The organism is Mediterraneibacter sp. (assembly GCF_030825015.1).
Lineage (GTDB): Bacteria > Bacillota > Clostridia > Lachnospirales > Lachnospiraceae > Mediterraneibacter.
In genome coordinates this window covers 13,832-28,454 of record NZ_JAPJQP010000001.1, presented here as the reverse complement: position 1 = coordinate 28,454, position 14,623 = coordinate 13,832, and the positions used below count along the sequence as shown (strand labels likewise).

Annotated in this window: 14 protein-coding genes; 2 read left to right on the top strand and 12 right to left on the bottom strand. The window is 45.3% G+C overall.

Annotation, left to right across the window (positions count from 1 at the left end; all coding sequences use genetic code 11):
- Window positions 1-11: 11 nt before the first annotated feature.
- The 6 genes from nuoF to RCH61_RS00115 form a co-directional block, all read right to left on the bottom strand.
- Window positions 12-1,799 (bottom strand): NADH-quinone oxidoreductase subunit NuoF, encoded by a 1,788-nt coding sequence (gene nuoF, locus RCH61_RS00140; RefSeq protein ID WP_306479511.1) that lies wholly within the window; start codon window positions 1,797-1,799, stop codon window positions 12-14.
- Window positions 1,800-1,817: 18 nt separating this feature from the next.
- On the bottom strand, window positions 1,818-2,201 hold the full coding sequence (locus RCH61_RS00135; protein WP_178006617.1) for a (2Fe-2S) ferredoxin domain-containing protein: 384 nt from the start codon (window positions 2,199-2,201) through the stop codon (window positions 1,818-1,820).
- 78 nt (window positions 2,202-2,279) lie between these two features.
- Window positions 2,280-2,774, bottom strand: a complete 495-nt coding sequence (gene nuoE / locus RCH61_RS00130) for an NADH-quinone oxidoreductase subunit NuoE (protein ID WP_306479510.1) — start codon at window positions 2,772-2,774, stop codon at window positions 2,280-2,282.
- Window positions 2,775-3,196: 422 nt separating this feature from the next.
- Window positions 3,197-3,673 (bottom strand): precorrin-2 dehydrogenase/sirohydrochlorin ferrochelatase family protein, encoded by a 477-nt coding sequence (locus RCH61_RS00125; RefSeq protein WP_306479509.1) that lies wholly within the window; start codon window positions 3,671-3,673, stop codon window positions 3,197-3,199.
- Window positions 3,670-4,317: a precorrin-8X methylmutase gene (locus tag RCH61_RS00120; protein WP_306479695.1), complete on the bottom strand. Its 648-nt coding sequence runs from the start codon at window positions 4,315-4,317 to the stop codon at window positions 3,670-3,672. The genes RCH61_RS00125 and RCH61_RS00120 overlap by 4 nt, the downstream gene beginning before the upstream one ends.
- A 34-nt stretch (window positions 4,318-4,351) precedes the next feature.
- Window positions 4,352-5,344, bottom strand: coding sequence for a bifunctional adenosylcobinamide kinase/adenosylcobinamide-phosphate guanylyltransferase (locus RCH61_RS00115; protein ID WP_306479508.1), 993 nt, complete (start codon window positions 5,342-5,344; stop codon window positions 4,352-4,354).
- A gap of 146 nt (window positions 5,345-5,490) precedes the next feature.
- Here RCH61_RS00115 and sdaAB point away from each other — a divergent pair, with 146 nt between their 5' ends.
- On the top strand, window positions 5,491-6,177 hold the full coding sequence (gene sdaAB, locus RCH61_RS00110) for an L-serine ammonia-lyase, iron-sulfur-dependent subunit beta (protein ID WP_306479507.1): 687 nt from the start codon (window positions 5,491-5,493) through the stop codon (window positions 6,175-6,177).
- Complete coding sequence (gene sdaAA, locus RCH61_RS00105; protein ID WP_306479506.1) at window positions 6,177-7,037, top strand: L-serine ammonia-lyase, iron-sulfur-dependent, subunit alpha; 861 nt, start codon at window positions 6,177-6,179, stop codon at window positions 7,035-7,037. Before sdaAB ends, sdaAA begins: the two co-directional genes overlap by 1 nt.
- Window positions 7,038-7,085: 48 nt before the next feature.
- On the opposite strand, the gene RCH61_RS00100 is transcribed toward sdaAA, so the two are convergent.
- The 6 genes from RCH61_RS00100 to cobA form a co-directional block, all read right to left on the bottom strand.
- Window positions 7,086-8,684: a peptide ABC transporter substrate-binding protein gene (locus tag RCH61_RS00100; protein ID WP_442920437.1), complete on the bottom strand. Its 1,599-nt coding sequence runs from the start codon at window positions 8,682-8,684 to the stop codon at window positions 7,086-7,088.
- A 136-nt stretch (window positions 8,685-8,820) separates the two neighbouring features.
- Complete coding sequence (locus RCH61_RS00095) at window positions 8,821-10,587, bottom strand: ABC transporter ATP-binding protein (RefSeq protein ID WP_306479694.1); 1,767 nt, start codon at window positions 10,585-10,587, stop codon at window positions 8,821-8,823.
- Between the two features lie 2 nt (window positions 10,588-10,589).
- Entirely contained in the window at window positions 10,590-11,414 is an 825-nt protein-coding gene (locus tag RCH61_RS00090; RefSeq protein WP_306479504.1) for an ABC transporter permease, read from the bottom strand.
- A gap of 35 nt (window positions 11,415-11,449) precedes the next feature.
- Window positions 11,450-12,376, bottom strand: coding sequence for an ABC transporter permease (locus RCH61_RS00085; protein ID WP_306479503.1), 927 nt, complete (start codon window positions 12,374-12,376; stop codon window positions 11,450-11,452).
- Window positions 12,377-12,427: 51 nt separating this feature from the next.
- A complete protein-coding gene (gene ybaK / locus RCH61_RS00080) occupies window positions 12,428-12,907 on the bottom strand; it encodes a Cys-tRNA(Pro) deacylase (protein WP_306479502.1) in 480 nt (159 codons plus the stop codon).
- A 167-nt stretch (window positions 12,908-13,074) separates the two neighbouring features.
- Complete coding sequence (gene cobA, locus RCH61_RS00075) at window positions 13,075-14,622, bottom strand: uroporphyrinogen-III C-methyltransferase (RefSeq protein WP_306479501.1); 1,548 nt, start codon at window positions 14,620-14,622, stop codon at window positions 13,075-13,077.
- Window position 14,623 lies beyond the last annotated feature (1 nt).

The window sequence follows — 14,623 nt, the reverse complement described above, 5'->3', positions numbered from 1 at the left end:
CTCTGCCCTCCCTATTCTTTGTAAATTGCTCCAAAGCGGCATTTTTCCATACAAGCTCCGCACTTAAGACATTTCTCAGGATTGATCATATGCACTTCTTTTACCTTGCCGATGATCGCATCCGCCGGACAGGTTCTCGCACAAAGCGTACAGCCTTTACATTTATCCGGATCGATCTTATATTGAAGGAGATCTTTACATACGCCGGCAGGACATTTCTTATCTACAATATGAGCAATATACTCATCTCTGAAATACCTCAAAGTCGAAAGCACCGGATTCGGCGCTGTCTGTCCAAGCGCACACAAAGAGTTGGACTGAAGATGATAACATAACTCCTCTAACTTATCCAGATCTTCCATCGTTGCCTGACCTTTTGTGATCTTCTCAAGGATCTCAAGCATACGGCGTGTTCCGATACGACACGGCGTACATTTTCCGCAAGACTCATCTACCGTAAACTCAAGGAAGAACTTCGCAATATCGACCATACAAGTATCTTCATCCATAACGATCAAACCGCCGGAACCCATCATCGAGCCGATTGCCAGCAGGTTATCATAATCGATCGGAATATCCAAATGTTCCGCAGGAATACATCCGCCTGACGGTCCTCCGGTCTGAGCCGCTTTGAATTTCTTTCCGTTCGGAACGCCTCCGCCGATCTCTTCTACAATCTCGCGAAGCGTTGTTCCCATCGGGATCTCTACAAGACCTGTATTATTGATCTTTCCGCCAAGAGCGAATACTTTCGTTCCTTTTGACTTTTCTGTTCCCATCGATGCGAACCATTCCGGACCATTCACAATGATCTGCGGAATATTCGCGTATGTCTCTACGTTATTTAAGATCGTCGGTTTCCGGAACAATCCTTTCAGCGCCGGGAACGGCGGACGCGGACGCGGCTCTCCTCTGTTTCCTTCAATAGATGTCATAAGCGCCGTCTCTTCTCCGCAGACAAACGCTCCTGCTCCGAGTCTTAATTCAATATCAAAATCAAATCCGCTGTCGAAAATGTTCTTTCCGAGCAGACCATACTCTCTTGCCTGTCCGATCGCAATCTCAAGACGTTTTACGGCGATCGGATATTCTGCGCGGACGTAAATATAACCTTGAGACGCCCCGATTGCATATCCGGCGATTGCCATCGCCTCAAGAACTGCGTGGGGATCTCCCTCTAAGATAGAGCGGTCCATAAACGCGCCAGGATCTCCTTCGTCCGCATTACAGCAGACATATTTCTGATCCGCGTCATTTCCTGCCGCAAATTTCCATTTTAATCCGGTCGGGAATCCTGCTCCGCCTCTTCCCCGAAGTCCGCTGTCCAAGAGGATCTGGATCACATCTTCCGGCTTCTTCTGTGTCAGCACGATGCCCAGCGCCTCGTATCCGCCTGTACCTATGTACTCATCGATCTTCTCAGGATTAATCACACCGCAGTTTCGAAGAGCAACTCTGTGCTGTTTTTTATAGAAATTCGTCTCATTGAGCGGAATGATCTTATCAGTCTTTACCGTCTCATCATAGAGCAGACGCTTTACAACTTTTCCTTTCAGTAAATGTTCTGTTACGATTTCCGGAATATCTTCTTCCTGAACCATCGAATAAAATGTTCCTTCCGGATATACGATCATGATCGGGCCTAAGGCGCACAGTCCAAAACAGCCTGTCTTAACGACACACACTTCTTCAGACAATCCATTCGCTTCGATCTCTTTTTCCAATCTTTCCCTGATCCGCGCACTTCCGGATGAAGTACATCCCGTTCCGCCGCAGACAAGTACATGTGAACGATACATATGTTCAAGCCTCCTCTTCTATGATTCTTTCTGTTCCTGCGCCGCAGACGTATATTCCGCAGCCACCTGTCCTCCGAGCAAATGGGTACTCAGCACTTCCAGCGCTTTTTCCGGAGTCATCTTCACATAAACAACTTTATCTTTTCCTTTTTCCACGACTTCCATAACCGGCTCTTGTCCGCTCATTTCCAAATATCCGTCCTGCGTCACTCTGATCTTATGTGTCAGATTCTGTTCCTGAACCGCATCGGAAAGCGTTGTCAGAACTTTTCCGGCTCCGGCAGCCTTTCCACTCTCAGACACGCCGACCGTTACAAGGATCTGATCCGCATTCTCTGCTCTAAGTCCTACGATTCCCTGCATCCGTTCACGGATCTCATGTAATTCCTCAAGAGATTTCATATTGCTCCTCCATTTCCTGTTTCCAAACAAATATCTTCTATTCCCGGCTCTGTATCCCCCGGAAATATCATTTTGGCATTACTCATATTTTGCTAAAATGTCATCCAGATCATCTACAGTCAAACGTCCGTATACTTCGTCATTGATCATCATGACCGGAGCTAATCCACATGCTCCGACACAACGGCATGCATCAAGAGAGAATTTTCCGTCCGGCGTACACTCACCGCCTACAATTCCCAGTTTTTCCATCAATGCATTGTAAATATCTCCCGAACCTTTCACATAACATGCCGTTCCAAGACAGACGGAAATCCTGTATTTGCCCTTCGGACTTAATGTAAACTGTGAATAAAATGTTGCCACACCATAGATCTTCTCCATCGGAATCCCTGTCTCATCCGAGATCATCTTCTGAACTTCGATCGGAAGATACCCATATATATCCTGCGCTTTCTGCAAGATCGGCATCAGCGCCCCTTTTTCATCTTTCAGCTCATGGATTACTTTCATGAGTGCTTCTTCCTGTTCTTTTGTTCCCGAGAAAGGAACAGTCGCCTTTTTTGCTGCCATTCTTCAACCTCCATTCTTACTGTTAATGCCCATTAGAGATATCATATCATACAAAATATCAAAATTCCACTTCTTTATTATTAATTTTTTGTATATTTTTCCGCATTTTTACTTATCCGGTCTTCTTTTTGTTTTACGATTTATACATATTGCACTTGTTATTCTTTTTATTTTTATGCTTTTTGTCGGCTCGTCATTTTCTGTCGCCTGCGACAATCTGTCCGCTCTTCATTTTACAAAACAGCGTCCCCCCCATAAACAACTCGCCGGAAGTTCCAAAAGGCGCATTCCGGGATTGTAAGCCATCGTCAAGGTCTCAGGCAAGTCCGAACTTTGGCTCGTCGCCATTGTAAAAAAACTGCCAACAGATTTCTCTGCTGACAGCATCATAAAGCAATATCCTTTCACCTGTTCCATATTATTTATTCAGAACGATAATCTCTTTCGTTTTCAAACATTGTTTCGATAACCGATCTCGCTTCTTTCACCTTCTTCGGATCATGTTCCATTGAATTCATACCGATAACAAGATCTTCCGTCACCACAACAGATGGAAAATAAAAATCACACAACCGCCTGTCATCCACCGTATTGACTAAAACTCCTGCCTCTTTACATGCTTCATACACGCAACGATTTACTTCCTTACCGTTTGATGCCGCAATCACAAGATCCGCGCCTTGTATATCATTTTTCTCATACTCTCTTTCAAAAAAAGTAAGTGTTCCTTCCGACTCCAAAGAATAAAACTCTTCTCGAATCTTCGGTGCGATCACACAGATGTCTGCGCCAAAACAAAGCAATGTCTTCACCCGCCTCAGCGCGATCTTTCCGCCGCCGATTACCTTGATCTGTTTTCCTGCAAGATCGACAAACATAGGAAAATACGGTTTTTTCATCTTCCCGCTCCTCCGTCTTCCATATACAAAAGCGCATTACATATACATGCCGCAATATTACTGCCGCCTTTGCGTCCTCTTGCTACGATATGCGGAGTATCTTCCAGACTCAGGATCAGTTCTTTCGACTGGACAACATTCACAAATCCGACCGGAACTGCTATAACAAGCTCAGGATTGATCCGACCTTCCTTGATCAATTCATACAGACGAACAAGCGCGGTAGGCGCATTCCCGATCGCATAGATCACATGATTTCCCAATTTTGCCGCCTTGTCCATACTGGCAGCAGCCCGCGTCGTTTTATTTTTCTTTGCCGCCTGAGCCACATCTTCGTCAGACATAAAACAATAGACTTCTCCGCCGTATCGCGCAAGACATTTTTTATTGATCCCTGCTTTTCCCATCTGTGTATCCGTCACGACAGACGCGCCGTTTCGGATTGCTTTCAGCGCCTTTTCAACTACACTGTCCGAAAACACAAGATTGTCTGCATAATCAAAATCCGCGCTCGTATGAATACATCTTTTCACGATCATCTCTGTACCCGGAATCAGTTTTTTGTCTCCCAGCTCCTCTGTAATGATTTCAAAACTTCTTTTTTCAATATCAGATGGAAGCACTTTTTCTATTTCTCTCAACATCATCTTCTTCGAATTCCTCCTATCTGTTTTCTTCTCATTTGATCCTTTGACCGATCCCGCAGATCACGCGATCTGCCCGCACTGCCTTTGCAGTCAGTTCTGTCATGATCCGACCGACCGTCTCCCGGTATTCCCTCTCAAAAGCATCCACCGGAACAAGACCGCATCCGATCTCATCGCTGACGATCACAAGATTCCGATTTTCATCGCCGATTGCTTCCAGTAATTGCTCTTTCCCACGCCCTGCTTCCAGCCAGCGACGCACAAAAAGATGAAACTGATCTACCGCTTCCCAAATTCCGACTTTATCTAAACTACAGTCGGCTCCGCTGCTCCAGTTTAATTCAGGATAACATTCCATGGCATACTTTCGTTTACCCTGAAACGCTCCTCCCGTCACGATCTTAATGCCTTTTGCAGGCCCGCTCATTTTCTCTGTGACCCCGCTCATCTCCCCTGTGTTCCATCCTTTCTTCTTGACCGGTCTTCCATAAACAACCTCTGTAACCTGATCCGCCATCTGCGCAAGTTCTCGGTTGATCGTTCCCATAACATACTTATAATATCTCATCTGTTCCGAATCTTCCGATGACTCTGAAAAAATCTCATTCGTCACAACAACCAGATGGCTGCTTTTCTCTTTCAGCAAAGCAGCCGCTTCTAAAATGCCCCCGACAGCCTCTTCTTTTGCTCCTTCTTCCATATAAAGTTCATTGGCCGTTAAATTGGAAATGCATTCCAAAAGGACGCATCCGATTGATCTTCCTTCGGCTTCAAACTGTCGGATCTTCCCTGTAATATCCGTATACCACTCCAATGTCTGAAACCCTTTCCCTGCCCTTCGCATCCGATGATCGGCAATCTTCTCTTTCGTTTCAGCTCCATAAGGATACATCGTCGCTATATAACTCAGGTTTTCCCCGCCATTTTCTTTCGCAGCGCAAAGCGCTCTGTGCAGCGCACAGATACGTTCTTCTGCATATGCGGATTTCCCGCTCCCGCTGCCTCCTGTTACTAATTCCATCATCTTTTTGAAACCATCCTTCTCTCCAGTTTCATAATAGAATGAAACATATATTTTTCTTTCAATCCACATTCTTATTTGAAAACATGATATACTACCTCTGTATAAGCGTCAATATTATGAACCGAAAATTCACAGGAGGAACTTTCATGTCTTTTATCAGCGTATTCGATGTGCTCGGACCAAATATGATCGGTCCGTCCAGTTCACATACGGCAGGCGCAGCGGCAATCGCCCTTCTCGCAGGGAAAATGCCCAACGCTGCTATTAAAAAAGTAGATTTTATTCTTTACGGCTCTTTTGCCAGAACTTACAAAGGACACGGAACCGACCGCGCCCTTCTTGGAGGAATCATGGGATTTTCAACAGATGACCGAAGAATCCCCCATTCATTTTCCATTGCAGACGAAAGAGGACTCGTCTATTCCTTTACTACAAACACGACAGAAACCGAAGTCCATCCAAATACGGTCGATATCCATATGACCGATGAAAGCGGACAAAAACTTATGGTTCGCGGAGAATCTGTCGGGGGAGGAAAAATCCGAATCACACGGATCAACGAAGTAGAAGTCGACTTTACCGGAGAATACAGCACTCTCATCGTCGTCCAGCAGGACAAACCCGGAGTCATCGCTCATATTACGAATTGTCTGAGCGAGATGAACGTCAATATCGCATACATGAAACTTTATCGTGAAGAGAAAGGCTGTACGGCATACAGCATCGTCGAATCGGACGGAATCCTTCCGCAGACTGCCGCCGACCGGATCAAAACCAATCCTTATGTACATGATGTCATGCTCGTGCTTCCCAGCAAGAAAGGAGTAATTTAATGGATTTTAAAAACGGACGTCAACTGATCGAATTATGTAATACAAACAACTGTCCCATTTCACAGATCATGCTTATAAGAGAAGAGACTTTCACAGAAAGACCAGGAGAGGATCTTCTTCAACAGATGTCCGAAACGTGGCAGATCATGAAAGACTCCGCTCATTTTGCAGTTGAAGATCCAAAGCCTTCTATGGGCGGACTCATCGGGGGAGAAGCAAAGCTTGTCAGCCAGCACCGGGAATCAGGGAAAAGCATTTGCAAAGATCCTTTGAGCCTGGCAATCACCTATTCCATGGCAGTACTTGAGACAAGCGCCTCTATGGGACTGATTGTCGCCGCTCCTACCGCCGGATCTGCAGGAATCGTCCCCGGGCTTCTTCTCGCCCTTCAGGAAACTTATGACCTCTCCGACAGCGACATTGTCTCTGCCCTTTTTAATGCAGGGGCTATCGGCTGCCTCGCCATGCGCAACGCTACCGTTGCCGGCGCCGTAGGCGGCTGTCAGGCGGAAGTAGGCGTCGCTTCTGCAATGGCTGCTTCTGCCGCTGTTGAACTGATGGGCGGCTCTGCGCAGCAATGTCTCGACGCAGCATCTACCGTGCTGATGAATATGCTTGGACTTGTATGTGATCCTGTCGGTGGTCTTGTGGAATGTCCCTGCCAGATGCGAAACGCTTCCGGGGTTGCCAATGCATTGACCGCAGCCGAAATTGCCTTGAGCAACGTCCGACAGCTCATTCCTTTTGATGAAATGTTAGACGCCATGTATACTGCCGGAAAACGGCTTCCTTCCGAATATAGAGAGACGGCTCTCGGCGGCTGCGCTGCAACAGCTACCGGATGTACCCTCTGTCATTAACCGACATTATTTTGTGCTTTCAGCAGATGATATCACCGTTTCTTCCTCTTAAGATTCTTTTTCGGCATAGCGGTATTCCAAAGCGCCGCTTGCCGGAATCTGTCGGATTCCTCTGACTTTAGGATTGACAAGATTCACACTCTTCATCGCATAAAGAGGAAGTATATAAAACTGCTCTCCAACCGCCAGTTGTTCCGCTTCATGCATCAGCGCCGACCGCTTTTGAGGATCCGTCTCGGAATCTGATTTACGGACAAGATCGTCATACTGCTGATCCTGAATCCCGCTGCAATTATAAGTACTGTCTGACAGAAGCATTGACAGATATGTGTATGGATCTGAAAAATCTGCTGTCCAGTTCATCCGGCACAGATCAAAATTACCGGCATGACGCATACTGTAATTCGTCTGTAATTCCTGTGCATTTAACTGAATCTCTATATTGAGATTTTTTTTGAGCTGCTCCTGAATGACTTGCGCCGTATCCGAATCAAGTTCCAACGAAGGATAACTGTATGTCAGTTTGGGAAACCCCTTCCCGTTCGGATATCCGGCTTCTGCCAAAAGTTCCCTCGCACGTTCTACATTTTCTTCAAAAGGCTGCTTTGCTTCTTCTGTAAAATATTTCCCTGTATTTTTATCTTTCATATATTTTGCCACAAGATTATAGGTCGGCTCCGTATCTTCCCCGACGATCTTGCACAGTTCTTCTCTGTTTACCGCAAGATTAAAGGCTTCTCTCACACGGACATCGTCAAACGGTTTTACATTCAGATTAAAATAAAGATATCGGGTAGCAATCTGATCTGTCACAAGCAAATCCTCTTTCCCTTCATATAACTTCATGACTGCAGACGGCAGGGAAGTTGCCACATCCACTTCTCCTGTTTCGTAAGCTGCTGCCATAGACTGCGTATCGTCATAGAACCGATAAGTGATCCGATCCAGATGAACCGCATCTTTCTTCCAATAACGTTCATTTTTTTCAAGGACAAAATACTGATTCGGAACGTATTCTGCCAAATAAAAAGGTCCGTTTGACAAACTTCTCTTCGGATCTTTGTCCCAGCCGCTGTTATCTGCGTCTGCATATTTTACACAGGACGGCGTATACACAGGCAATCTGAGAAGATCTAAAAAATATACGCAAGGTTTCTCAAGATGGAAAACGATCGTCTTATCATCAGGAAGTTCAACTCCCAGCGACTCCATATCTGCCTCTTTCTTATAGATCTTTTCCGCATTTAGAATCGGAAAAAGATATACTGCATATCCGCTTCCTGATTCCGGTTTCAGCGCCCGTGTGATCGTATTTTTAAAATCTGCCGACGTCACTTCTGTTCCGTCAGACCAAAGGGCGTCCTGACGCAGATGAAAAGTCCATGTTGTAAAATCTTCATTCACTTCATAAGACTGTGCTGCACGATATTCAATCTCCCCGTTTTCATCAAATGTCAGCAGTTCATCCAATGCGCTTACCGAATATGCAAGGTAGGTCAGCGCAATCGATCCTGCGGGATCCAAAGAACCGGTTTCACTGTTAATCGCAACTGTGATCTCTTTTTTAGAACGGTCACTTTTTCCCCCTTTCTCTCCCGACTGCTCTGTATGGGCGCAGCCGGTCAAAACAGTTCCAGCAAACAGCACAGCCGACAAAAGCAGTGCGATACCTTTTTTTGCCGTCACTGTAATCTTTCTCCTGTTTAGACTCTTGTTTTTCTTTTCTTCTGTATATTTTCTATCTCTCAACAATTCATCTCTCCTGTTTCAAATTTTCCCTTCTCTATATTTGCGAAGTCATCTTGTATGCAGGATCTCGCCCGCCGCTTTGTCTTTCAGAATAAAGACAACAGGCGATCTTCCTGTCTCCGAACGTATCCGTCTTCGGCATCTCTTTTCGGCACATTTCCATCCGATATCCGCACATCCCAAAACAGGGACATCCGCCTTCTGTCTTCTGTTCATGAACGACAGGCGCTTTTCGTTTTCTCGCTTTCAGCGGATCGGGCGGAATCACAGATTCTAAAAGAACCTTTGTATACGGATGCCACGGATCTTTACACAACTGGCGTGTGTTAGCACATTCTATAAGTCTTCCTTTATAAAGAATCCCCGTCCTGTGACTGATCCTCCTGATCACATCCATATCATGAGAAATAAACAAACACGCGATCCTCTTCTCTTCCACCTCTTGCAGAAGCAGGTTTAAAATCTGCTTCTTTGTAGCAGCATCCAAAGAAGATACCGCCTCATCACAGATCAAAAGTTCCGGTTCAGCAAGAAGCGCTCTTGCAATCGCCGCGCGCTGGCGCTGACCTCCTGAAAGTTCTCCTGGATACCGTTTTGCATCTGTCCGGCTCAGTCCGACACGAAGAAGCATCTGTTCAATCTGCTGTTCCCGGCTCTTATGTTTTCCTTCTGAGACACCCTGTTTTTCTTTTGCCCGCAATGTTTCCGTTAACATTTCTTCTATCGTCATACACGGATTCAGAGAAGAATACGGATCCTGGAAAACCATTCTGACTCTGCCTGCCGCTTTCCCTTTCTCTCTTTTGCCCGCAGGATCAAACTCTTCGCCCCGATAAAACAGTTTTCCACGATCCGGCCGCTCAATCCCCGTAAGGATCTTTGCCAGCGTTGTCTTTCCGCTTCCGCTCTCTCCTGCAAGAGCAAACAGTTCTCCTTCATAAATATCAAATGATACTTCATCCACCCCTTCTTCTTTTTGGAACTGTCTTTTCAAACGGCTTACTGTAAATAATGGCACCTTACCTACAGCGGATTCTTTTTCTTTTACCAAAAACCGTTCTGCCTTTGCATCAGATAAAAGTTTCTTTGTATATTCTGTCTGAGGATCATAAAAAAGATCCTCTGCGCACCCGCTTTCAATCATTTCCCCATCTTTCATCACATAAACGTAATCGCATGCCGCTGCAATCACCCCCATGTCATGACTTACAAGGACAAGCGCTGCCTCCGTCTCTTTTACAACTTTCTTCAGCAGAAGAATCGTTCGGATCCGCATGGCCGCGTCCAGCGCCGTCGTTGGTTCATCAGCGATAATCAGCTTTGGTTCACAGGCAAGGGCGATGGCGATGACAACTCTTTGACGCATTCCGCCTGAAAGTTCAAAAGGATATTGTTTCATCCGCAATCTTGGGTGTTGGATACCAACCGACTCCAACAGTTCTTCTGCACGTTTTTTCGCCTCATGCCATGTACATTTTTTTCGATTTCGAACAGTCTCGGCAATCTGTCTTCCAACTTTCACCGTCGGATTCAGACATTTTAAAGGATCTTGAAAGACGATCGCTGCATTTTCTCCTGCCTTGACCGCCGTCTCCGAAAGAGTAACCGCCTTTGCCTCCACAGCAGCCTCCTGCCCGAGAAGCCCCATGACCGCAAGCATTGCCGTACTCTTGCCGGATCCGGATTCCCCCACAATCCCTGTCACCTTTCCCGCTTCTGCTGAAAAATCGATCCCCCGCACCGCTTCAACCGATCCGGTTTTCGACAAATATGTTACATAAAGCGATCTTACATCAAGCATACTCAATCTGTCTGACCTCCCCTTCTCTCCATTGCCTCTGCAAGGATATGAAATACGATCAACAATACACATAAGACAAGAAGCGGAAACAAGATCTCATGAGGATAGAGAAGCATCCGGTCTCTTGCTTCCTGAATCAATGTTCCCAAACTTGCCGTCGGTGCAGATAATCCAACGCCCAAAAAACTTAAAAACGCCTCTGTAAAAATTGCCTGCGGTATCAGAAATAAAAAATTTACCGCGATCATTCCCGCCGCATTCGGAAGCAGATGTTTAAACAAAATCCGCACATCTGAAATTCCGTCAATCCTTGCCGCCGCGCAAAAATCTGTTTCTTTTAAACGGATAATCTCTCCCCGTACAACTCGCGCCATGTCAATCCATCCGGCAATACAAAGTCCAAGTATCATACTCTGTACCCCCGCGCCCATAACAAGTGTAATCAATATCACATACAAAACCGACGGGATGGCAGCAATCAAATCCGCAGCCCGCATCATAAACAGATCAATTCGTTTCCCACAATATCCGGCTGCTGCGCCGTACAAAATACCGATCATTCCGTTAAGCAAAGCACTTCCCAGTCCAATTACAAGACTGATCCCTGCCCCATACCAAACACGCGTAAAATTATCCCTCCCAAATTCATCTGTTCCGAAAAGATGAGCACCCGAGAACGATTCATTTCGTATTTGTACATTTTGATCAGTGGGCGAATACGGTCCGAATAATGGGACGCACACCGCCAGTAAAATCCAGACAAAAAGGATTGCAAGCGCCGCCTTTTCATCTAAGTATAAAGTTTTTCTTTCTCTTTCTTTCTGCATTTTGTGCCTCCCGCAGTGTTTCGCATCGGACTTTTTCAAGTTCTTTTGTAGGCTCTTCTGATCTTCGGATCAAACCATGCTCCAAGCAGATCGGTAATCAAATTAAGCACGATCACAACGGTTCCCATAAATACTGTCAGTCCGAGGATCAACGTGTAATCTCTGTTTGCGATCGACATAACAAACTCTCTCCCCAACCCGGGGATCGTAAAGACACTCTCCACAGCGAAACTTCCTGTAAGAAGAAACGCCGACGCAGGTCCGATATAATTCAACACCGGAACCCATGCATTTTTCAGAGCATGAGTAAAAATGATCCGGCTCTTTTTCAGCCCTTTCGCTCGGGCAAAAAGAACATATTCTTTTTGCATTTCTGCCGTCAATGCGTTTCCGGTCATCCGGGTGATCACAACCGCTGGATACATCGCCAGAGCCGTAACCGGAAGAATATAATGTGAAAAAGAAAGCAGTCCTGAAGAAGGGAGCCATTTTAATTTCACACTAAATACAATCAAAAGAAGAATCGCCGCAGCAAAACTTGGAATCCCTGCGATTATCATTCCCACAGAACCGATCATCCTTCTGACTGCCTTTTTCTCGGATGCAGCATAAATGATCCCGCACCCTGTCCCTACGATCACTGATACGATCAACGCCGGAAATCCGATTGATACCGTAAGCGGCGCAGCCCTTCCGATGATTTCTTTTACCGACGTACCCGGATCCTGATAAGAGATTCCCAAATCTCCTTTCAACAGATTTCCCATATAGGCAAGGTACTGATCAAGTACCGGATCGTTTAACCCGTACTCTTCTTCAATAGCTTCTACTACATTTGCAGAAACACCGCCTCTTTGAAACGGACTTCCAGGAATCAGTCTTACAAGAAAAAAAGTAACCGTAGCAAGAATGAACAATGACACGATCCCCGTCAATATTCTTTTTCCTGCATAGCGCATCATTGCCTCTTTCACCTCCTTGTTCCGCTCATAATATTGTTGCCGCCTGCTCTTTTATTCTGTCACATCCGCCAGCTTTGCGGGAATTAATTTCAACAGATCTTCTGGTGCAAGTTCCACCTGATACCCGATCTTACCGCCGCTGAAAATAATCTTGTCCAAATCTTTCGCTGTCTCATGGATCACTGTCAGAAACTGTTTTTTCATTCCGATCGGTGAACAGCCGCCGTGAACATATCCGGTAAGAGGAAGCAGTTCTTTTGACTTCAGCATTTCAATACTTTTCTCTTTCACGACATGCGCCGCTTTCTTCAAATCCAACTCGCAGTTAACCGGAATGACAAACACATAATTTGTTTTTGATTTCCCGACCGTCACAAGAGTTTTAAACACCATGTCGGGGTCTTCTCCCAATACCTCTGCCACTTCAATTCCACTGACTGCTTCTGTATCAACGTAGCTATGGCTTTCATAAGCGATCTTCTTCTGATCTAAAATCCGCATCACATTTGTTTTCTCTTTATTTTTCCCCATTATTCTTCCTTCCTAAATCCACTTATTATTATGCTTCTGTAAGAATCCAAATTTCCACACAAAAGACAAAGAATAACAGACCATCTACTGCCCAATTATACTGAATATCATTCAATGGTGTTCTGGCAAACCGAAACATAAAATCTTTCACTTTTTTATTTTAAATTTTAAAAACTTACATCCCCAAAACATTCCACGATCTTCTCTGTCATTGCATCCATGTCCGCTCGTTCTGCAACCTGGATCTTCATCCCATATTTCCGCGCTTCTGCCGCTGTCTGCTCTCCGATGCAAACGGCAGACACGTTTTGTAATTCTATATTTTTCATCGCTTCAACAAACCCTTTTACTGTCGAAGCGCTCGTAAAAGTAACTGCATCGATTTCCTCCTTTTGAAACATCTTTTCTATCTTGTGTCTAAGTAAAGAAGAAACTTCATATTCCGTGCGGTATAATGGAATATCTTTCACTTGAGCGCCGGATTCCGTAAGCGGCGGAAGCAATTCGAAAGAACCTTCCTCCGCCCGAAAGATCGTAACCGAACTATGAGCCGAAAGATTGTCTGCAAGCGTTTTTCCCAGCTCTCCTGCATTATAAATCTTTGGCACGATATCTGCAAATAATCCGTGTTCTTTCAACGCTGCTGCTGTTGCAGAACCGATCGCAGCAATTTTGATCTGAGTTTTCCCTGCAAACAGCCTCCTCAGATCCCATGCTTCTTTTTCCAACTGTTCAAAAAATACGCGCACTCCAATCGGACTTGTAAAGACAATCCATTCCTCTTTTTCAGAATGTTCAATCTCTTCCAACGCTCTTTTTAATCTGTCATTCGGATGGATCGTCACTGTATGGATAGACGGCATCTCGATCACCTGCGCCCCGAGATTTCGGAGACGTTTTGCCAAACCAGAACTATTTTGTCGTGGTCTTGTAATCAGAAATTGTTTTCCACCCAACACCCTGTCTTCCGCCCAATGAAATGTTTCTGACAGAGAACATACTTTTCCGACTACAATAATCGCAGGCGCTTTGATCTTCGCCTCATCTGCCCGTTGTTTTAATGTTTTCACAGTTGCACAGACTTTCCTTTGTTTCGCAGTCGTACCACGTTCCAGTACAGCCGCCGGCATAGTTTCCGGCATTCCTGCTTTCATCAACCCTTCCAAGATCGTTTCCATTGCCGATACTCCCATAAGAAAGACCAGCGTTGCGTTTAATTTTACAAGAGCCTCATAATCAATCTTTGGTTTTTCATCTATTCTCGTATGTCCCGTGATCACATGAAAAGACGATGTATAATCCCGATGTGTCACCGGAATTCCGGCATAAGCCGGAACAGCTACTGAAGATGTAATTCCCGGAATAATTTCAAAAGAAATTTTTTCATTTCTAATAGCTTCTACTTCTTCTCCTCCTCTTCCAAACACAAACGGATCTCCACCTTTAAGTCTCAATACCTTTTTTCCTTTTTTTGCTTCCCTTATAAGAATCCGATTAATCTCATCCTGTGGAACAGGATGATGTCCCGCATGTTTCCCAACATAGATTGTTTCTGTAGTTCGGGGAATCCGGCTTAATATCTCCGCACTTAAAAGAGCGTCATATACGATAACATCTGCTTCTTCGATCAATTCCGCAGTCCGCAAAGTCAACAATCCGGCGTCGCCCGGACCCGCTCCCGCGATCCACACTTTTCCATATAAAGTCTGTTCCATC

Bases quoted from the DNA above. Each gene is read 5' to 3' on its own strand.
- RCH61_RS00095 (WP_306479694.1), bottom strand. From the start codon at position 10,587: ATGCTTGATGTAAGATCGCTTTATGTAACATATTTGTCGAAAACCGGA.
- RCH61_RS00090 (WP_306479504.1), bottom strand. From the start codon at position 11,414: ATGCAGAAAGAAAGAGAAAGAAAAACTTTATACTTAGATGAAAAGGCG.
- sdaAA (WP_306479506.1), top strand. From the start codon at position 6,177: ATGGATTTTAAAAACGGACGTCAACTGATCGAATTATGTAATACAAAC.
- RCH61_RS00120 (WP_306479695.1), bottom strand. From the start codon at position 4,317: ATGTTGAGAGAAATAGAAAAAGTGCTTCCATCTGATATTGAAAAAAGA.
- ybaK (WP_306479502.1), bottom strand. From the start codon at position 12,907: ATGGGGAAAAATAAAGAGAAAACAAATGTGATGCGGATTTTAGATCAG.
- nuoE (WP_306479510.1), bottom strand. From the start codon at position 2,774: ATGGCAGCAAAAAAGGCGACTGTTCCTTTCTCGGGAACAAAAGAACAG.
- sdaAB (WP_306479507.1), top strand. From the start codon at position 5,491: ATGTCTTTTATCAGCGTATTCGATGTGCTCGGACCAAATATGATCGGT.
- cobA (WP_306479501.1), bottom strand. From the start codon at position 14,622: ATGGAACAGACTTTATATGGAAAAGTGTGGATCGCGGGAGCGGGTCCG.
- RCH61_RS00125 (WP_306479509.1), bottom strand. From the start codon at position 3,673: ATGAAAAAACCGTATTTTCCTATGTTTGTCGATCTTGCAGGAAAACAG.
- RCH61_RS00085 (WP_306479503.1), bottom strand. From the start codon at position 12,376: ATGATGCGCTATGCAGGAAAAAGAATATTGACGGGGATCGTGTCATTG.
- RCH61_RS00135 (WP_178006617.1), bottom strand. From the start codon at position 2,201: ATGAAATCTCTTGAGGAATTACATGAGATCCGTGAACGGATGCAGGGA.
- nuoF (WP_306479511.1), bottom strand. From the start codon at position 1,799: ATGTATCGTTCACATGTACTTGTCTGCGGCGGAACGGGATGTACTTCA.
- RCH61_RS00115 (WP_306479508.1), bottom strand. From the start codon at position 5,344: ATGATGGAATTAGTAACAGGAGGCAGCGGGAGCGGGAAATCCGCATAT.